The organism is Wujia sp. (genome assembly GCF_056872695.1).
The window spans coordinates 1-18,513 of record NZ_DBMFCD010000005.1 but is presented as its reverse complement, the minus strand read 5'-3'; the positions used below and the strand labels follow the sequence as shown (position 1 = coordinate 18,513).

The window sequence follows — 18,513 nt, the reverse complement described above, 5'->3', positions numbered from 1 at the left end:
AGAGATGGCAGCAAACAAATATGCAGGAACACAGACAGAGAAGAATTTACAGGAGGCATTTGCGGGAGAGTCTCAGGCAAGAAATAAGTATACCTATTTTGCATCTGTAGCGAAAAAGGAAGGCTATGAGCAGATGTCTGCATTATTTTTAAAGACCGCAGATAATGAGAAAGAACATGCAAAGATGTGGTTTAAGGAATTAGCAGGAATTGGTGATACAAAGGAAAATCTGGCAGCAGCTGCGGAAGGCGAGAATTATGAGTGGACAGATATGTATGAAGGCTTTGCGAAAACAGCCGAAGAAGAAGGTTTCCCTGAACTTGCAGCCAAATTCAGAGCAGTAGGAGAAATTGAGAAGCATCACGAGGAGAGATATCGTGCACTTCTTAAGAATATTGAAACTGCACAGGTATTTGAAAAGAGTGAAGTCAAAGTATGGGAATGCCGTAACTGCGGACATATCGTGGTAGGAACAAAGGCGCCTGAAGTATGTCCGGTATGTAATCATCCACAGAGCTATTTTGAAGTACATGAAGAGAATTATTAAGGAGATGCTGCTGTTGAGAAGCATATACCTGTATATACAGTGGAATGCAGTCATGTTCATGTCGTGGTTGGAGAGACAAAACATCCAATGCTTGAAGAGCATTTCATTGAGTGGATTACATTAAATACAAACCAGGGAATATACAGAAAACAGTTAAATCCAGGGCAGGAGCCGGTAGCAGATTTTTGTCTTTGCGATGGTGAACAGGTAGAAGAAGTATATGCATATTGTAACCTGCATGGATTATGGAAATGCTAAAAGCATTTATACATATTAAGGTTACAGAACAACACAAATATAACAGTAATATAGGCTGTGTATTAATATATTTACAAGGAGGAACAACGAATGAAATACGTATGTGATGTTTGCGGATGGGAATACGATGAGGAGAAAGGCTATCCAGAAGGTGGTATTGCACCTGGTACAAAGTGGGAGGATATTCCAGAAGATTTTGAATGTCCGTTATGCTCTGTAGGAAAAGACCAGTTCTCAGAAGCATAAATGTATTATGATAGGATTATACCAATGAAAGAAGAACTAAGTATAGATATCATCGGACTTGCAGGAGCCTGTTCTTATGCTTTGGACTGTATAGAAGCAGAGTTGGTAAATATCAAAAACAAACATGGAAAAAGAGTGGCTTATATAAGTATATGCATGGCTGAATATTGGAAAATTCAAGGTGATGAATTACAAGATTTAGCTATGTGTGCTTTACTGCATGATAATGCTTTGACACAATATATTTCGGAAGAACTGAAAAAGGATTCCGTCATTAATTGTAAAAAAGATTTATCCGAGAAAAAAACAAATCTTCATTGTATTTATGGTGAAAAAAATATTACTAAAATTCCATTTAAAACAGATGTGTCAAATGTGATTTTGTATCATCATGAACATGCCGATGGAACTGGTCCTTTTCAAAAAAAGTGGAATGAAATTCCATTGTTTGCAAGGATTATTCATCTTGCAGATACCATTGATATTATAGGAAATAACACGGGATCTGGAAATAACAGTTGGAATTTTATATGTCAGTACCTTTTAAAAAATAGGGATGGATTATTCGATTCAGAATGTGTGAATGCCTTTTTTCATGCATTCACACATTCTGAATCATTTATATGTTTAAGTGATAATTCTTTTGAAATGAAGCTATGGGAGATTATCCCAAGACAAAAACAGGTTTTTGATTGGAAAACGTGTAAAAATGTCGCAGATTTTTTTGCAAAGATTGTAGATTATAAATCTTCTTTTACAAGCAGACATTCTATAGGAGTGGCTGAAAAAGCAGCTTTTTTTGCTCAATATATCGGATATGATTCTATTAATGTGCAAAAAATGTATCTGGCTGGTGCACTGCATGATATTGGGAAAATGGCGGTTGGCAATGAAATTTTGGAAAAACCGGATAAGCTTACGGATGATGAATTTTCAAAAATGAAGAATCATGCTGGCTATACATACCTTATATTATCAGAGGTTAATGATTTTGAAGAAATACGAGACTGGGCAGCTTTCCATCATGAAAAACTAAATGGGAAAGGCTATCCTTTTGGAAAAACTGCGGATGAATTAAATGAGCCGGAACGTATTATGGCATGTATTGATATTTATCAGGCACTAACCGAGGACAGACCATATAAGAAAGGTTTATCGCACGAAAAAACGTGTGAGATACTCGATGACATGGCACAGAAAGGTTTTGTTGATTCTGATATTTCCAAGAAAATTAGGGAATGTTTTGGTGGAATCTAACATTAAAAACGAGAAAATATAGGAAATTCATGAGAAATGCATTTGCCTATTATGAATAGTATTGAACAGGTTCATAAAACAAATAAAACTGAAAGAAGGATTAATTTATGTATGAAATGAAACCAGAATATTATATCGGCATAGATATGATAGACGAAGAACACAAGCAGTTATTTAAATATGCAGATGAGGCATATGAACTGCTTCATGATGAGTTTACACCGGATAAATATGATAGGATTGATATAATATTAGAAAATCTCCGAAATTATACAGTAAAACACTTTAGTGATGAAGAGCAGTATATGGAATCTATTAATTATAAGAAGATATTTACACAGAAAGTTCAACATCAGGAATTTATACATAAGCTTGATGAATTTATGGAACACCACAATGATGAGGTAGAAGATCAAGATGAACAGATTATGGAAATTTTAAAATATCTCACAGAGTGGTTAGTTAATCACATTCTGTATGTCGATGGTCAAATTCCAAAAGGCTGATATAGTAAGAAAGGCTGTTATTTTTAGTGAGTAGCAGCTTTTTTCTACGAATAGTCAAATTATTTATTCTTGAACATTCATGCTTTTAAATTCGATTCATTAATTTAAGATGCAGAAGAACAAAACACTTGACCAGATCGCAGATGAACTTGAAGAATCCATTGAAATAATCCAGCCAATGTACGATATTGTGAAGAAGTATGCACCAGAATATGATGTGGATGCAATTACAACGGAAGTGCTGGAAGCACGGGAAAATGAAAAAGCATAAATCGTTAGGGGAGGAATTTAGGAGGAAACGTTATGAATGTTATAGAGGCTATTCATTACAGACATAGTTACAGGGGGAAATATAAGGATATTCCCGTACCAAAGGAAGATTTAATAAAAATCATGCAAGCTGGTCTTGATGCTCCGTCCGGATGCAACAAACAGACTACATCATTGATTGCTGTTGATAATCCTGACGTACTGAAGCAACTCCATAGTGTGATAGAACCACCTGTTGGAGAAACTGCTCCCGCTGCTATCTGCGTTTTGACCCAGAGAGTCAATGCTTATCGGGATAAATGTTTCGCCGTGCAGGATTATTCCGCTGCGATTCAGAATATGCTGCTTGCAATTGTGGAGCTTGGTTATCAAAGCTGTTGGTATGAAGGACACATAACCGATGATGACAAAATCTGTGATAAAATGGCACAGATACTAAATGTGCCTGAGGGCTATGAGTTGGTCTGTTTTTTGCCTATTGGTATAGCAGAAAGCAATCCGATACATCCCCAAAAGAAAACATTTGAAGAAAGAGCGTGGTTTAATTCATACAATCAGAGCAACTGAAAGCAATTGCTATAAATGAGAATATAAAGCTTGCGAGTATCAGTGCTCTTGGAGCTATCAATGCTTTCACAATCGGAGTATATAAGACAGATGAGAAGAAATATTACTCAAACAGTTTTAAAGGGTATTATGAAATTGCATCACTGACAGGTACGATCAATACAATGGATGGAGAATATTATGCGCATCTTCATATGAGTGTCGGAAATGAGAAAGGTGAAGCGTTTGGAGGGCATCTGAATAGCGCTGTCGTGAGTGCAACCTGTGAGATGGTAATTACGGTCATTGATGGAAAAGTTGACAGAGTTTATGATGAAGAAACAGGGCTTAATGTATTTAAGTTTGATTAGATGCGTTGAACATATGTGATGAATCGGAATTTGAAAGGGTACATTGAAATGATAAATTGTTGATTTACAGAGTAGAATTTTTTAACTTGAGTAGAAATAAATACAACTCCGAGAATATATGACATCAGACTGTTACCAGTTAAAATTATCAATAATGTTCTAAACATATGCCACAAATCTTGAAAAAATCTTGATTTGTGGCATAATAAACATACATTTTGATTTGGAGATGATATTATGTATATAAAGCGTGAAAGATATCTAAGCAAAATAAGACCTTTTTATGATGTGGATTTAATTAAAGTTCTGACAGGTGTTAGAAGATGTGGAAAATCTATATTGTTAGAACAGATTAAAGAAGAATTTATTGCAAATGGGTTTGATAGAACACATATTATTACCATTAATTTTGAAGATTTGCAATTTGAAAAAATAAGAAATGCAGAAAAACTTAATTCCTATGTGAATGAGCAAATCAAGGACCATGACAAATATTTGATTTTTTTAGATGAGATTCAGCATGTCAGGAGCTTTGAAAAGGCTTTAGCTTCCTTTCGGGCGACATTAAATTGCTCAATTTTTATCACCGGAAGTAATTCGAAATTGCTATCAGGCAAGATGGCAACATTGTTGGTTGGAAGATGTGTTGAATTTAGAATAATGCCATTTTCCTTTGCCGAAAGCTACGAATACGCTACCGCTATAGGAAGAAATATGTCTCCGGATGAGTTTATGATTGATTATATCAATTGGGGTGGTTTCCCTCTGCGTTTTTCGTTTACAAAAGAAAGCGATATTAAGAGATATTTGGAGCAGACATATGAAGGTATCTTAGATAAGGATATTATTACTGACAGATCAAAGGTTAATAGACAAAACTTTGAAAGAGTAGCAACATATATTATGGCAAATGCAGGAAATGAATTTTCCAGTAAGAATATAGAGAACTATTTTATACATCAAAATGCAGATACATTGGATAAAAAGACTATATACAGATATCTTGATAAAATGGAAAAGGCTTGTCTAATTGATCGTGTAAAAAGATTTAATATTGTAGGAAAACAGGCAATGTCGTATATAGAGAAACAGTATGCGGTAGATACTGGTTTTCGCATGATAAATACAAACTTAGTGAATTTTGAGGATACATTTTTTCTTGAAAACATAATTTATAACGAGCTAAAAGCAAGAGATTATGAAGTCTTTACAGGAAAAACATACAAGGGCGAAATTGATTTTGTTGCAATAAATGGAAGAAAGAAATGTTTTATTCAGGTGGCATATTATTTGACCGGCAAGGAAACGATTGAAAGAGAGTTTGGCGCGTTTAAGCCAATTAGTGATGCATCACCGAAATATGTATTTTCATTAGATCGGTTTGATTATTCAAGAGATGGAATTGCACATATTAATATTGTTGATTTTCTTTTGGGTAAGAAGGATATTAATTTATCATAAAGCCACAAATTAAGAATAAATTTAAAATTGATATTAGCTTGGTGCGTACTTCATCAGGATGAATTAATGCAGAATTGGGAATTATCTAAGGATGGAAAACTTATGAATAGGATAAATCCGCTGGTATAGGGATTATGTAGGGATGTGTTTATATGGTTCCAAAAGTTGTACAGGTAATACCAATGAACCATTATTTGGTATATGTATATTTTGAAGATGGAAAGATTGTATGCTATGATATGTCGAAAATGATAAAAAAAGGCATAAACAATAAGTTAAAGGCGTAAAAAAACAAAAAAGCAATATTATCCCCCGTTAACCTGAAAATACACCGCTGATTTGTTATCATATGAATATGAAATATATAATCGATTGGAGAAAATGTTATGCCTTGGACTTTCAAACATGGTTCGTAACTATGGATTTGAGAACATTTTACAAAGAAATGAGATAACACTCCTCCTCTTCAGGAATTATGTCCAGTCAATATTGGTATTATATCAGATTAAAATGATTGATAAATCCTGACCTTTCTGTTATTCTATTATAGAAATATTGAAACGGAGGTAGGCAGGCATGGCGGTCAGAGAGATAATCTTAACAGCACAGAACAGCGTGTTGAGTGCGCCCTTTTTCCTGTTTACATCATAAGAAGTTTAAAGCATCAGCAGATATGTTGCCTGATTAGGTATGTATCTGCTGGTGCTTTTTTATGAAAAATATGGACAATCACAGGAGGAGCGATATGAAACGATGGAAGCATAATTTTAAGAAAGGCATGGCGTTTGTTCTTTCCCTTGCTATGGTGGCAGGACTGGTTCTTGCTATGTCTGGCGGAGCAAATACGGTGCAGGCTGCAACCGGTTCCGGAACAGAACCGAGCGTGACAGCATATGCCACGAAGGACCAGTTAATGACCGCATTTAATCCGGATTCTAATGGTGATGCTACGACCATCGGCAAGCTGGTATTTGGTAAAAATAGCAGTAGTAATGCACAGGAATGGTACATCTTAGGAAAGGATACCGGCGTATCAGGAGATAATACCATCATCTTTGCCGCAAGTCCGATAGCGACAGGACAGGTGTTTGATGATTATTCAAACAATAAGACTTTTGCTTCAAGTTTTGGAGTATATGAAACCAATCCATCAGATGTATATCCAAACCACTACGGAGCAAGTGACCTTCGAGTGGCGTTGAAGAATATGGCTACGAATACATCTTACTTCACCACAGCAGAGCAGGGCTTGATGAATCCTACCACAGTGAGAACAAATGACATACTGAATAGTACAACCTATACCACCACAGACAAGCTGTATGCACTGACGGCAGATGGTACCGGTTCTCCCTATACAACCATAAAAGCAGGAAGTGATAACAATACAGTACTTGCCGAGAGTAGTTACTGGAGAAGCGGAGAGCTCTTCTGGCTGCGCTCGCCTAGCGGCGACTATAGTAGTGATAACATTGCGATGCTCGCTTATCCGGGCAAGCATGTCTACGGCAGCATTGTCAGAACCAAGTTCGCAGTTCAGCCCGCTTCCAATCTGAATCTGTCATCTGTGCTCTTCGCATCTGCTGCGACAGCAGCATCATCTGATACAGCAGAGGCAAGAACAATCGCAGACGGTACGGCGATGACTTTAAGACTGGACGGAACAGGTAAGGATATTGGTACAGCAACATATAACACCACAACAGGTGATATTAAGGCGGTGAAGGGTACTACCTCACAAACCGTGGCACTTGTCGTGCAGGGCAATGACGGAACAAATAACTGGTATTACAGTAAGAAGATTACAGGAACAGATGTTGTGAACGTATCTGATATTGTGGCAGAATCAAATACACCGGCATCAATCGATTTATCAGCCTGCAAAATCTGGCTGGAAGCTACAGACAGTACGGAAAATCTGACTTATGCGGTCAATGCAACTGAGACAACAATTAAAATAATTCATTCAGTAGCAATTACAGATATTGAAACTCCGGTGTCAAATACTGCGTTGGATACCGAAGCATCATGTACAACCATAGGTGTAAGCAGTATCACACCACAGATTACATGGACATCAAGTGATACCACAGCAGGTTACAATACAAGCTACACGGCAAGTATTACACTTACAGCAACTACAGGCTACGAATTTATTGATTCCACGACAGCTACCGTATCAGGTAATAACGCAACAAGCATTACAAAGAATACGGACGGAGCACTTACAGTAACATATGATTTTCCTGCCACAGCAAAGGATAGATTGATGAGTATCACGACACCACAGGCGATAACCGTAGTGAACGGAACTGCTTATAGTGACATGAATCTGCCGGAGCAGGTAAATATTGTGACAGAGGGTAATACGGTAAGTAGTGCATCGGTCACATGGAATACCACTACACCGGCAAGTGGTAGTTATACCCCGTCTGTATTAACCGAGCAGACTGTAAAATTAAATGGTACGGTAACATGTCCTGACAGTATTGATGATAATGGAATTCCGCTTACCACAACCATTACCATCACCATCAGTACGGCAGGCATCGTTGGTGCACCGACAGCAAATCCGACAGCCGGAACTTATACAGAGAATCAGTCGGTAACACTTACTTCTTCCACAGAAGGAGCAACGATTTATTATACTACCGATGGAAGTGAACCAACAATTACCGGTGGTGTACCTGCCGGAACAACAGCACAGTACACAGCACCGATAGCGGTAACAGGAACACAAGGACAGAGTATTACAACTACCATCAAAGCAATTGCAGTAAAGGACATAATGCAGAATAGCAGTGTAGGGACATTTACCTATACCATTCAGATTCCGGTACCAACTCCTGTATCTTACAAGATTCTGGATGGCGCAAACAGTGATTGGAAGCAGAATACTGAGGAAACTATTACAATCAGAGGAAATGGTGATTTTTCCAAGTTTGTTGGTGTAAAAATAGATGGAAACACTATTGATGCTAAGAATTATACCGCAAAGGAAGGCTCTACAATTATTACCTTAACGACAGACTACCTGAAGACGCTTTCTATAGGAACACATACATTTGAAATTGTATGGACAGATGGTTCGGCCAGTACAAACTTTACAGTAAGTAAGAATAATTCCGGTAGCGAAACACGAAAAGATGATGACAAAAACAAAAATGATGATAGCGGAAGTCAGACAGGTGATAATCAGCATATAACTTCCCCACAGACAGGAGATAATAGTCATCCGACTTTATGGATTTCTTTGTTAGGAGCGTCATTAATAGGATTACTGGCAATGTTATATATGAGAAAGAAAAAAGGATAATGAATAATATGCGCCTTTAGACAAGGCATATATATTCAGTAAAGGGTATTCATGTTGTGTCTCCTTAAAATCAAAAAATTGAAGCATTTCAATCAGTTCACTATGTCAGTTTTATTTTGTGTTATACTGTTTTATAAGATTTTGGTGCCCTTACTTTTTCCCTTACCAGAGTCCGTAAACACTGGTGGGACGATATAACACAAGGGAACATATACGGGAAATCTCATTCGGAATTTATGGAGGTAGTGTGAATTATGAAAAAGATTGTATGTGCAATGCTATGTATTCTGCTTGTATTTAGTTTGGGTGCTTGTGGCGGAAATGTTAATGAAGTAAATACGCATAATGTAGAATCTGAAATATATTCTGAAGAGGACATTGCAGCTGCTATTGACACCATAAAAAAAGAGTTTAAGAGCAACTGGAATGGATGTACTCTTACAGAAATTTATTATGCAGGGGATGACAGATCTAAAGACTATCAAGATTGGGCAGATAGGAACAATGCAGATGAAGTCATTGTTTTGCTATCTTCATTCGATGTTGATTCATCTGGGGGAGATGGTTCTCTGAATCCAAATAGTACATACAATAATTGGAAGTGGATTTTAGTTAGAACAAATGGCGGACAATGGCAACATGTTGACCATGGATATTAAAATAAATTCAAGCTTATGAGGATAAAACTTAGAGAATACAAAACGACTGACTATGAGCAATTGGCGCAATTGTTTTATAATACGGTACATATTGTAAATGCAAAGGATTATACAGAAAGAACAGGAAGTAGATATGATAAAAATTGTGTGGTCAATAAATGATATAAATAAATATCAAACAGGAAGCTTGCCGGATGACGCAGTAAAGATAGAAACACCGCAGAGTGTTGGTGACCTGATGAAAAAAGCAGTGCCGATTGCTGCAATTCTGTGCGTTTTTCTTTTTATTGCTATGCTTTGTAAAACGATTATATGCAAGACAGTTGTAATCTCACCAATATTTATTCTGGTTGGATTTACTTTCGGTTTTTTATTGTTAATAATTCATGAGTGGTTACATGGAATTGTTTATCCTAAGGAAGCAGATGTAACAATAGGAAGAATAAAAGGAAAGACAACATTTGTCGCATTAGCATCATATCCATTGAAGCGAAATCGGTTTATATTGATGTGCCTGTTGCCATTTGTTCTTGGATTAGTTCCATTTATATTATTTGTAATTAGTCCTGCTGAATTTAGAGTATTTAATGGATTGAATTTTGGTATGGCGTGTATGGGTATGGTTTCGCCATTTCCGGATGTGTTTAATGTTCTTGCCGTTCTAAGAAATTCTGAAAAAAGCGATTCAATAATGTTCTACAAGAACGATATGTATAAGATTTCTTAAATTTCTGGTTGATTGTACAGTTGATGAATCGAAACGTTAATAAGATTAGAAATTCTTGAAATTCAATAAGCCGCATAGTTGAGTAGAAAAGAAAATCGAGATGCAGATTAGAAAGTTTCTTTACAGGAAGGTGATTTGATGAATGATCAATTCTTACAAGGGGTAATATTCGATTGGAATAGAATTGATAACGATAGTTATTCAAGTGCGAAGTTTGAGTAATTACATTAAATCAATTTTATCCCAAAGAATATTTCCGTTGTCACCAAGGTATTCTTCATCCACATGAATAGCTTCCACTTTTCCAATAAATAATTCGTGGGTACCAGGCATTGTGCTGTCTACAACGCTGCATTCAATACTTACAGGGCAATCCGTGAGAATTGGTGCATCTACATAGGTTGCATCTTCCCATTTGATATCTGCCTTTTCAAATTTATCTTCATCTCTTCCAGAAGCGGAACCAAGATAATCATACTCTTTTTTATAACTTTTTTTCGGAAAATTGATGACAAAGCATCCGGACTCTTTTACGATATGGTGCGAATATCTTTCAGGTGTGATACCGACCATGACCATAACAGGATCAAGGCTTACATTTGCTACAAATCCAACCACTAAAGCGTTATTTTTTCCGTCTTTGTCCCGACATGAAACAATTGTCTGAGGAAGTGGCTGTACACAAAGTACTGTATTAGTTGCTAATTTTTTCATTTAATTTTACCTCCATGCGTTTTCAAATATTGTTAAATAGTCATCATCAGATAATGGCTAGTGGATCAGCGGTAATATCACCACCTAAGACTTCATGAACCTTTGCAGGATATAACTTTAATTCGTCTTTGGTAATACCATCATCACTCATTTAAGATAGCCATATTTCTTTACAGACTGACCACCGATTGCAATCAGTGCTTTTTTACCCGGAAGCTGTTCACTGTGTAATTCATTTAGTTTACCGGGACCAAACAATACCTTAGTAGGCATATAAAAATTAAAATTATACATGGTTTATACCTCCTGTTTTATGACTTTTCAGATCTACCTCTGAATTTGATTAGATTATATAATCAGGAGGTATGGCGGTCACTATCCTATATTAAGAATTTTAGTGGCGATTTCTAATATTTGTTACATGAGAGTTTTAGATATTCTCTCGGAGTCATTTGATAATACTCTTTAAAAGCTTTATAAAAATTACTATGATTGCTGTAGCCAAGCAGTACAGAGATATCCTCGATTGTCAGTGAAGTATTTTTCATCAGAAGAACGGCACGCTCCATTCTCTTTTCAAGCAAAATTTCAGTAAATTTTCTGCCTGTTTCCCTATGAAGGAGTGCAGAAATATAATTCGGATGATAGGAAAAATGTGCAGCAATATCTTTTAGCGTAACTACATCGGAGTGGTCACCCATATAATCTATAATCTGTTCCGCAAGTGTTTTTGGGGCACTTCCGCTTTTTTCAATCCGATATCTCCGGGCAATTTCAAGAAGAAGTGTTTGGAGCATGGACTTTAAGATACGTTGGGTATCTTCACATTTGTCAGCATATTCTACTACCATCATTTCAAGGAGCGTACGGATAGCATGCTCTTTGGTAACAGGCAGATGAATATATTCATCTGAAAATTTATTCGTCTGTGGCTCGACAAAGAAACGAAACAGGTCGGAATCGGTATAAACTGTCGGCAGATATTCCCGAAAAAATGAATCCTTGCGGATGAGTACACCGATGATTACTACATCTTTGCTGCTATCGGCACGCAGGGCATAGCCGCTGTATGGCTGTCCAATATAACATTCATCCTCATTTATAGTGATGAGATTGTTGTATTTTTCTGATAATGCCTGATAGCTGTTTCTGTATGCGTAATTGATAAAGAAAAAATCCTGTCTGTGAAATGGTTCGTGAATCTGTTTTCCCTTAAATACACATATCAGGACATCTTCGTCTTCATCTCCAGGCCAGTAAGAAGTTACATCGCCGGGTACACCGGTATCCATCTGATGAAAGGTAAGATCAAGAGAATCAAAAGCGATTCCCAGTTTGTTAATAGCAAGATCAATATATTTATTTCGCATGAGAGAACTCCTATTCGTAAGCTGATATTGCAGATTTATTGTTTGCTATGAGATTTCTAAAATCCGGCAAATACTTTTATTCTCATTTGATTATACAACTATGTATTAGAAAATGCCACTATAACTATTAAGAAATGATAGTGACCGATATACAATCAGCCTCTAAAATAAGGACAGATACTTGAAAACATACACAATGTGGAGAAGCATTGGAGATTTAGAGGAGGCGTTTATGAGAGAAAATAATACACGGAATATGACGGAAGGAAATGTAATGCGTGTACTTTTATTATTTACCGTTCCTATTTTTATCAGTAATCTGTTCCAGCAATTGTATAATGTTGTTGATGTGGCGGTTATCGGTCACGTTTTAGGGGATCGTGCTCTGGCTGCAGTGGGCGCAACTACATCTATTTATGGTTTGATCATAGGGTTTATCAATGGAATGTCGAATGGGTTCTGCGTGGTGATTGCGCGTTATTTTGGAGGAAATGAACAGGAACGTTTTCGTAAGGCTGTGTATTTGTCTGCATGTTTAGCGATTATTACAACACTGGTTTTGACAGTCGCATCGCTGCTGTTTCTGCGGCCGTTGCTGATTTTATTACATACACCGATGGATATTTTGAATTTGTCGCAGAGTTACATTTTGATTATACTATTATTTTGCGGTATTACATTTGCGTACAATCTATTATCTTCCATGCTGCGGGCAATTGGAAACAGCTATATTCCGTTGTATGCACTGGTGATTGCATCGGTATTGAATGTGATTTTGGACATCGTCTTTGTTAAGACATGGAATATGGGCGTGAGAGGTGCCGCGTTTGCAACCGTTATAGCACAAGGATTTTCGGTACTTTTTCTGGTATTGTATATAATAAAATGTTGTCCACTGCTGCATATTGATTTTAGCAGATTTGAAATGGACAGGACGATATTATCGGAGCTTTTGACGACCGGATTTTCGATGGCAATGATGCTTGTTTTAACGAATGTTGGAAGCGTTATATTGCAGGGGAGTATCAATTCTTTTGGAACTGCGACGATTACCGGACATACGGCTGCGAGAAAATTTCATGATCTTTGTATGCTGCCATTAGGAACAATCTGTACATCAAGTGCTACATTTGTTAGTCAGAACTATGGTGCAAAAAAGAAAGAACGCATTCATCAGGGTATCAAAGCAAGTATCTTTCTTGGAACTGCCTGGAGTATTCTGGTTTTGATGATTGTATTAATTTGTGGTTCCGAATTGATTCATGCATTGACTGGTTCCAATGATATGGCAGTTATCAATGTCTCCATGAAATATTTATATTGGAATGTACCATTTTATGTAGTATTGAACATCCTGCTCATCATGCGAAATAGCTTACAGGCACTTGGAAACAAAATATTGCCTGTGGCAGCCAGTATGGTAGAGCTTATTGGTAAATTTGCAGGTGCTTTTTGTCTTTCAAAAATAATTGGATATTTTGGTATCTGTCTGACCGAACCGATTACGTGGGCAGTATGTGTTCCTATTGTTTTAGGTGGATTTGTAAAAGAAATGAATAAACTATCAAATATCGAATGAACAAAAATCAGGAGGTTTACTATGACGGAAGAAGAAAAATTAGATGCAGGACTTTATTATGATTTCTGGGATGCCGGTGTAAATGGAAGAAAATTGAATGCGATCAAATTTTGTAGGGAGCTTCGCCGGATGCAGGATGCTGATGCGACAGAGGAAGAACAGGCAGTATTGATTGGAAAATATTTTGGCTCCGTAGGACGGGATGTGTGCTTATGTCCCGGATTTATGTGTGATAGCGGGAAAAATATCCATGTCGGAGACCAGTTTCTGGCGAACTACAATGTGACGATTCTGGATATTATGCTGGTTCATATCGGCGATTATGTGATGATTGGACCAAATACGTTGATTACCACAGTCAATCATCCGATAACTCCGAAAGGTCGCAGAGAACATCTTGGCATTGGAAAACCGGTTACGATTGGTAATGATGTCTGGATTGGTGGAAATGTAACTATTCTGCCGGGAGTAACCATCGGTAATAATGTAGTCATTGCAGCCGGTGCTGTTGTTACCAAAGATGTGCCAGATAATTGTGTGATTGGTGGTGTGCCAGCCCGGAAACTTAAGGATGTTGAGAATGATATTTTAGAAACTAATAAAGAAAAGGATGAAGATAATGACAGAATATGAAAAATCACAACTTGGTTTACCTCATATATTTGATGAACCAATGAACAGAATGTATTATGAAGCAGCAAAGCTGTCTGACGAATATAACAGAACTTTCTATGACGATACAGAAAAGTCGTCACTGTTGCTATCGCAGTTATTAAAACACGTAGGTGAAAATGTAATAATTATGCCTAATTTCCACTGCGAATATGGTCATAACATAATGATAGGCAATAATGTATTAATCAACTTTAACAGCATCATAATGGATAATGCAGAAGTCATTATTGGAGATGATGTGTTAATTGGACCAAATGCAGGTATTTATACTGTAAATCATGCGATTGTTCCGGATGAACGGGCAAAAGGAATCTGTATTTGCAAACCTGTTCATATTGAAAATAAAGTATGGTTTGGTGCAGATGTAAAAGTGTTAGCAGGAGCATTTAATGAACATTGTGAATTAGGTGTAGTTCTTAGTCCTTCCTCGGCTTTATTGCATTTAATGCGAAGCATATATCCGGCAGATGTATAAATGTCAATGCTGTTGTGGTACATGTTGTATTCTGCGTAAATGGTATTCATATCGTGTCTCCTTCAAATCAATTAATCAAAATAAGAAATTCAGAAGCATTTCAATCAGTTCACCATGTCAGTTTTATTTTGTGTTATAATGTTTTATGTGATTTTGTTTCCCTCGTTTTTTCCCTTATCAGGGTTCATAATGCCCTATGGGAAGATATAACACAAGGGAAACAATAAGGGAAAGCTCACCTGCCACAAACTTAGTGTTTTCAAAGGCTTGAGAGATATTTGATAACAAAATATAACAGTTATTAAATCTCTTAAACCAGGTGAAATTTCAATCGGAAATTGTCAGAGCGTTATAGAGGATAAAATTATGTTTTTGGGATATTATCAATTTCACGAAAGTAATTATGCAATCCTTCATATGCAGAAGGGTGCCATTGCTTCGCAAGAGAAGCATATAAAGGGTATCCAATTTTAAGAGACAACAGGTATAAAAAATATCTAATTTCCTGGTGTCTCAAATCAACGTATGAAGGGAATTAGAAAAATGAATAATCCATTTAAAAGAATGACCAAAAGAGAATGGGCACTTTGGTTCGTGTCTATTGCTATTGTTGTTATGTCCAATATTATGGCAGGAAGAGTAGATGCTTTGACACTTACTGCAACTTGTATTGGTGTAACTTCACTGATATTTGCCGCACAGGGAAATGTATGGGCACCGATATTGATGACGATTTTCTGCATCCAGTATGCGATAATATCATACCGTTTTCGCTACTGGGGAGAGATGTTTACTTACTTATTTATGTCACTTCCGATGTCTGTTTGGTCGATTGTGACATGGCTGAAAAATGCGAGAAACAGTAGTGATGGAACAGTAGAAATACGAAAAATTACAAGAAAAGGAGCAGCAGTTCTTGTTCTTTGCAATGTGGCAGTGACAATTGCATTTTATATATTACTAAAAAAACTTAACACGCCGAATCTGATATTTAGTACCATTTCGGTAGTAACAAGTTTTTTTGCTGCATCACTCACTATGTTACGGTCTTCCTATTATGCTTTGGGATATGCATCGAATGACATCGTGCTGATTATCTTATGGATACTGGCATCAATTAAGGACCCGGGGTATATTCCAGTGGTTGTAAATTTCTTGATATTTTTTCTTAATGACATGTATGGATTCATATGTTGGAAGAAAAGAGAAACAGCACAGTGTTAAGACAATTCAAGTTTATCTTTTGCTTGGAGGTGTTTATTTTGAACAATGTAATCAAAAAAATATGCTTGGTAATACTAGGGCTTCTGCAAGGAACGCTTGGTAGTTACTTAGCATTACTGGGGTGGGCGTTTGCTTTTCCTGAAACTTCTCCCGGCACAAAAGATTATGTAGAGGATATGTCTTTTGTACCATTTGGATATTTTATTATGTTCGCATGGTTAGCCATAATGATAACCGCAATGATTCTGCTTCGAAAAAATAAGGCAAATTTTCTATCTTTTATATTACCTTGGTTCATGGGATTCGTTGCATGTTTGGTAGCAGTGTTTGTAATACTTTGATTTTAACGACTATGAAATCAGAATTTGCAGGAGTGTGTTACATGTATGACTGTTGAAGATGCGATTAATTATTTGATGTTAAGCATGCTACAGTGAGTGAGCATATTTCCAATATTCTTTCTTCAGGAGAATTAGATGGAACTTCTGTCGGTTTTTCCGACAAAAGTTCTGGAGGAAGAAAACCCAAGATATATAATCTTGATATGATATTATCCGTGGGATATCGTGTTAATTCAAAACGAGGCATCGCATTTCGTAGATGGGCTAATTCTGTTTTAAAGCAATATGTGATTCAAGGCTATGCTATTAATGAAAAACGATTGCAAGCGCTTGAAAGAACCGTTGATATTCAAACAAAGATGCTTGCGTGCACATTGGAGGTTGAAGAATCAGACATTTTAAAGGCTGTTACCTCGTATACAGATGATAGTAAGATAATCAGTGATGGAGCATTGGTTGCGATTACACTTATGATTGCAGAGTCAAGACCAGAAGAAAAAGATATAATGGTGAATCTTGTAATGAATTTTTTGACAATGTAGTTAGTTCGTGAAATTTATTATTTAATGAAATTGGTAAATCGGAATTGTTAATAAAAAGATTGGAGACCATTATGAAAAACAAAAAGTTGATAGGCATTATTCTGGCTATATTGTTTTTATTATTGCTTTACTACACATCACCTCTGATAAATAACAACTTTGATGGTGCTTTGGGATATATGATGAAAAGCGTTCAAAGAATACTATTTTTCGCTGTTGAGCTTATTATATTTGTAAAATTGTTTAAGAAAGACAGTATGAGAAGTATTGTCAATATGAACTGCTTTAAGGATGCTGTTCCTGCTTGCTCTGCTATGTTTATTTATGTGGTGTTTGATGTCATTACATATGTTGTGATAGGGGCAAAGAGTTGGTTAAATACAACCATGCCTATAGTTGTGTCCTGTCTTATTTTTATGCAACTTGCGACAGGATTATGGGAAGAACTTACATTTAGAGCATTTGTTTGTGAAGGGTATTATCAAGGAGCAAATGCCACGTTTAAGAGAAGGCTTTTATATGCGGGCATAAGCATGGTGATATTTGGTATAGCACATGCCGTTGAATGTGATTCTTTGGAACAAGCTATATACAGATTTATTATGACAGGAGTATGGGGATTTGCATTTTCATCTGTGTATTTATACACACATAACATACTTGTAGCTGCCTTTATCCATTTCTTTACAGACATATTTTTAAACATACATATATTTATATCTGATTGGAATGATTCGCCACTTTTTATAATTCTTGATAATTATGTGCAGTGGGTGATGTTGGCTATTATTCTGATAGTGGCGATTGTATTTCTTTATAAGAAACCGGTTAGAGAGTAAAATACTCTAAAAGCAGTAATAATAGAAATAACGGAATATGCGTTAAGTTTTATTGCTTTTGCATTTGGGTTTGCTGTGGACTTGGTATTGCTAATTTATGTAGGAGCAAAATATAATCACTAATAGAGTGGCGAATTCATATTTTGTGGATAGTTGATTAAAGAGAAAAATCGGGATTTGGAGGGGAATAACATGAATAGATTTGGTGTAAAGCTAATTCTTTCAATCGTTTCTTTTTTGGCAGTCAATATCTGGCTTATAGGTAAGGGTGTAGCAAAGGGCGCTGCTGACTTTTTCATATCTGCAACGGTTGAGGAAACAATACTATTTATCATTTTACAGCTATTAGTTGTACTGATATATTTTATATATCCTCTTACGGTAAAAAAATATAAAATCATTTACTGGTCTGTATCTGAAGCCTTAGTCATTATTACAGTTCTCTTTTGGGGAATATTTATTGTCGGTCCGATTTGGTTAAAATAAGCAAATTTGAAGTTGTATTATTGAATAAAATGGAGATTTTGATATGAAAGACAAGGCAAACAAGGGTTATTGGCAACGACTTGCAAAAATATATGCACCTTTGA

21 protein-coding genes and 3 pseudogenes are annotated in these 18,513 nt (G+C 36.4%); 20 read left to right on the top strand and 4 right to left on the bottom strand.

What is annotated here, in order from left to right; translation table 11 throughout:
• Window positions 1-4 precede the first annotated feature (4 nt).
• The 13 genes and pseudogenes from rbr to ACZQK9_RS06150 all read left to right on the top strand — a co-directional run bounded on the left by rbr (window position 5) and on the right by ACZQK9_RS06150 (window position 10,164).
• Window positions 5-547, top strand: coding sequence for a rubrerythrin (rbr, locus tag ACZQK9_RS06210; RefSeq protein WP_117947600.1), 543 nt, complete (start codon window positions 5-7; stop codon window positions 545-547).
• A pseudogene (locus tag ACZQK9_RS06205) lies at window positions 548-805 on the top strand (desulfoferrodoxin family protein); the annotation flags it as partial. It lies immediately after the preceding gene.
• A 90-nt stretch (window positions 806-895) separates the two neighbouring features.
• Window positions 896-1,051, top strand: coding sequence for a rubredoxin (locus tag ACZQK9_RS06200; RefSeq protein WP_012740305.1), 156 nt, complete (start codon window positions 896-898; stop codon window positions 1,049-1,051).
• Window positions 1,052-2,308, top strand: coding sequence for an HD-GYP domain-containing protein (locus ACZQK9_RS06195; protein WP_483270001.1), 1,257 nt, complete (start codon window positions 1,052-1,054; stop codon window positions 2,306-2,308).
• A 107-nt stretch (window positions 2,309-2,415) separates the two neighbouring features.
• Window positions 2,416-2,814, top strand: a complete 399-nt coding sequence (locus tag ACZQK9_RS06190) for a bacteriohemerythrin (RefSeq protein WP_216507567.1) — start codon at window positions 2,416-2,418, stop codon at window positions 2,812-2,814.
• Between the two features lie 109 nt (window positions 2,815-2,923).
• Entirely contained in the window at window positions 2,924-3,085 is a 162-nt protein-coding gene (locus ACZQK9_RS06185) for a hypothetical protein (protein ID WP_181985551.1), read from the top strand.
• Between the two features lie 32 nt (window positions 3,086-3,117).
• Entirely contained in the window at window positions 3,118-3,651 is a 534-nt protein-coding gene (locus tag ACZQK9_RS06180; RefSeq protein ID WP_483270000.1) for a nitroreductase family protein, read from the top strand.
• Window positions 3,642-4,001 (top strand): annotated as a pseudogene (locus ACZQK9_RS06175) (PPC domain-containing DNA-binding protein); the annotation flags it as partial. The gene ACZQK9_RS06180 and the pseudogene ACZQK9_RS06175, both read left to right, overlap by 10 nt.
• Before the next feature lie 237 nt (window positions 4,002-4,238).
• Window positions 4,239-5,462: an ATP-binding protein gene (locus tag ACZQK9_RS06170; protein ID WP_483269999.1), complete on the top strand. Its 1,224-nt coding sequence runs from the start codon at window positions 4,239-4,241 to the stop codon at window positions 5,460-5,462.
• Between the two features lie 15 nt (window positions 5,463-5,477).
• On the top strand, window positions 5,478-5,591 hold the full coding sequence (locus ACZQK9_RS06165) for a DUF4160 domain-containing protein (RefSeq protein ID WP_483270115.1): 114 nt from the start codon (window positions 5,478-5,480) through the stop codon (window positions 5,589-5,591).
• 616 nt (window positions 5,592-6,207) lie between these two features.
• Window positions 6,208-8,778, top strand: a complete 2,571-nt coding sequence (locus tag ACZQK9_RS06160; protein WP_483269998.1) for a chitobiase/beta-hexosaminidase C-terminal domain-containing protein — start codon at window positions 6,208-6,210, stop codon at window positions 8,776-8,778.
• Between the two features lie 254 nt (window positions 8,779-9,032).
• Complete coding sequence (locus ACZQK9_RS06155; RefSeq protein WP_483269997.1) at window positions 9,033-9,437, top strand: LptM family lipoprotein; 405 nt, start codon at window positions 9,033-9,035, stop codon at window positions 9,435-9,437.
• A gap of 133 nt (window positions 9,438-9,570) precedes the next feature.
• Entirely contained in the window at window positions 9,571-10,164 is a 594-nt protein-coding gene (locus ACZQK9_RS06150; protein ID WP_117781736.1) for a DUF3267 domain-containing protein, read from the top strand.
• Between the two features lie 222 nt (window positions 10,165-10,386).
• Here ACZQK9_RS06150 and ACZQK9_RS06145 read toward each other — a convergent pair whose 3' ends face one another.
• The 3 genes from ACZQK9_RS06145 to ACZQK9_RS06135 form a co-directional block, all read right to left on the bottom strand.
• Window positions 10,387-10,878, bottom strand: a complete 492-nt coding sequence (locus ACZQK9_RS06145) for a flavin reductase family protein (protein WP_483269996.1) — start codon at window positions 10,876-10,878, stop codon at window positions 10,387-10,389.
• A 147-nt stretch (window positions 10,879-11,025) separates the two neighbouring features.
• Window positions 11,026-11,172: a hypothetical protein gene (locus ACZQK9_RS06140; RefSeq protein WP_483269995.1), complete on the bottom strand. Its 147-nt coding sequence runs from the start codon at window positions 11,170-11,172 to the stop codon at window positions 11,026-11,028.
• A 113-nt stretch (window positions 11,173-11,285) separates the two neighbouring features.
• The gene (locus tag ACZQK9_RS06135) at window positions 11,286-12,248 is read right to left on the bottom strand and encodes a helix-turn-helix transcriptional regulator (protein ID WP_483269994.1); all 963 of its coding nucleotides are present in this window, start codon (window positions 12,246-12,248) and stop codon (window positions 11,286-11,288) included.
• A gap of 232 nt (window positions 12,249-12,480) precedes the next feature.
• On the opposite strand from ACZQK9_RS06135, the gene ACZQK9_RS06130 reads away from it, so the two are divergent.
• Together ACZQK9_RS06130 and ACZQK9_RS06125 are read left to right on the top strand one after the other, a co-directional pair.
• Window positions 12,481-13,827 (top strand): MATE family efflux transporter, encoded by a 1,347-nt coding sequence (locus ACZQK9_RS06130; RefSeq protein ID WP_483269993.1) that lies wholly within the window; start codon window positions 12,481-12,483, stop codon window positions 13,825-13,827.
• 420 nt (window positions 13,828-14,247) lie between these two features.
• Window positions 14,248-14,397: pseudogene (locus ACZQK9_RS06125) on the top strand (DapH/DapD/GlmU-related protein); the annotation flags it as partial.
• 435 nt (window positions 14,398-14,832) lie between these two features.
• Here ACZQK9_RS06125 and ACZQK9_RS06120 read toward each other — a convergent pair.
• Window positions 14,833-15,027: a hypothetical protein gene (locus ACZQK9_RS06120; RefSeq protein ID WP_483269992.1), complete on the bottom strand. Its 195-nt coding sequence runs from the start codon at window positions 15,025-15,027 to the stop codon at window positions 14,833-14,835.
• Window positions 15,028-15,502: 475 nt separating this feature from the next.
• Here ACZQK9_RS06120 and pnuC point away from each other — a divergent pair, with 475 nt between their 5' ends.
• From pnuC to ACZQK9_RS06095, 5 genes are all read left to right on the top strand, one after another.
• On the top strand, window positions 15,503-16,201 hold the full coding sequence (pnuC, locus tag ACZQK9_RS06115; protein WP_483269991.1) for a nicotinamide riboside transporter PnuC: 699 nt from the start codon (window positions 15,503-15,505) through the stop codon (window positions 16,199-16,201).
• Between the two features lie 38 nt (window positions 16,202-16,239).
• The gene (locus ACZQK9_RS06110) at window positions 16,240-16,542 is read left to right on the top strand and encodes a hypothetical protein (protein ID WP_483269990.1); all 303 of its coding nucleotides are present in this window, start codon (window positions 16,240-16,242) and stop codon (window positions 16,540-16,542) included.
• Between the two features lie 92 nt (window positions 16,543-16,634).
• A complete protein-coding gene (gene rhuM / locus ACZQK9_RS06105; RefSeq protein ID WP_483269989.1) occupies window positions 16,635-17,084 on the top strand; it encodes a RhuM family protein in 450 nt (149 codons plus the stop codon).
• 71 nt (window positions 17,085-17,155) lie between these two features.
• Window positions 17,156-17,923: a CPBP family intramembrane glutamic endopeptidase gene (locus ACZQK9_RS06100; RefSeq protein ID WP_483269988.1), complete on the top strand. Its 768-nt coding sequence runs from the start codon at window positions 17,156-17,158 to the stop codon at window positions 17,921-17,923.
• Between the two features lie 192 nt (window positions 17,924-18,115).
• Window positions 18,116-18,409, top strand: a complete 294-nt coding sequence (locus tag ACZQK9_RS06095) for a hypothetical protein (RefSeq protein WP_004853536.1) — start codon at window positions 18,116-18,118, stop codon at window positions 18,407-18,409.
• The last annotated feature ends 104 nt before the right edge of the window (window positions 18,410-18,513 follow it).

Excerpts from the sequence above, each read along its gene's own strand:
- rbr (WP_117947600.1), top strand. The coding sequence starts at position 5 with ATGGCAGCAAACAAATATGCAGGAACACAGACAGAGAAGAATTTACAG.
- ACZQK9_RS06200 (WP_012740305.1), top strand. The coding sequence starts at position 896 with ATGAAATACGTATGTGATGTTTGCGGATGGGAATACGATGAGGAGAAA.
- ACZQK9_RS06195 (WP_483270001.1), top strand. The coding sequence starts at position 1,052 with ATGTATTATGATAGGATTATACCAATGAAAGAAGAACTAAGTATAGAT.
- ACZQK9_RS06190 (WP_216507567.1), top strand. The coding sequence starts at position 2,416 with ATGTATGAAATGAAACCAGAATATTATATCGGCATAGATATGATAGAC.
- ACZQK9_RS06185 (WP_181985551.1), top strand. The coding sequence starts at position 2,924 with ATGCAGAAGAACAAAACACTTGACCAGATCGCAGATGAACTTGAAGAA.
- ACZQK9_RS06180 (WP_483270000.1), top strand. The coding sequence starts at position 3,118 with ATGAATGTTATAGAGGCTATTCATTACAGACATAGTTACAGGGGGAAA.
- ACZQK9_RS06170 (WP_483269999.1), top strand. The coding sequence starts at position 4,239 with ATGTATATAAAGCGTGAAAGATATCTAAGCAAAATAAGACCTTTTTAT.
- ACZQK9_RS06160 (WP_483269998.1), top strand. The coding sequence starts at position 6,208 with ATGAAACGATGGAAGCATAATTTTAAGAAAGGCATGGCGTTTGTTCTT.
- ACZQK9_RS06155 (WP_483269997.1), top strand. The coding sequence starts at position 9,033 with ATGAAAAAGATTGTATGTGCAATGCTATGTATTCTGCTTGTATTTAGT.
- ACZQK9_RS06150 (WP_117781736.1), top strand. The coding sequence starts at position 9,571 with ATGATAAAAATTGTGTGGTCAATAAATGATATAAATAAATATCAAACA.
- ACZQK9_RS06145 (WP_483269996.1), bottom strand. The coding sequence starts at position 10,878 with ATGAAAAAATTAGCAACTAATACAGTACTTTGTGTACAGCCACTTCCT.
- ACZQK9_RS06140 (WP_483269995.1), bottom strand. The coding sequence starts at position 11,172 with ATGTATAATTTTAATTTTTATATGCCTACTAAGGTATTGTTTGGTCCC.
- ACZQK9_RS06135 (WP_483269994.1), bottom strand. The coding sequence starts at position 12,248 with ATGCGAAATAAATATATTGATCTTGCTATTAACAAACTGGGAATCGCT.
- ACZQK9_RS06130 (WP_483269993.1), top strand. The coding sequence starts at position 12,481 with ATGAGAGAAAATAATACACGGAATATGACGGAAGGAAATGTAATGCGT.
- ACZQK9_RS06120 (WP_483269992.1), bottom strand. The coding sequence starts at position 15,027 with ATGAATACCATTTACGCAGAATACAACATGTACCACAACAGCATTGAC.
- pnuC (WP_483269991.1), top strand. The coding sequence starts at position 15,503 with ATGAAGGGAATTAGAAAAATGAATAATCCATTTAAAAGAATGACCAAA.
- ACZQK9_RS06100 (WP_483269988.1), top strand. The coding sequence starts at position 17,156 with ATGAAAAACAAAAAGTTGATAGGCATTATTCTGGCTATATTGTTTTTA.
- ACZQK9_RS06095 (WP_004853536.1), top strand. The coding sequence starts at position 18,116 with ATGAATAGATTTGGTGTAAAGCTAATTCTTTCAATCGTTTCTTTTTTG.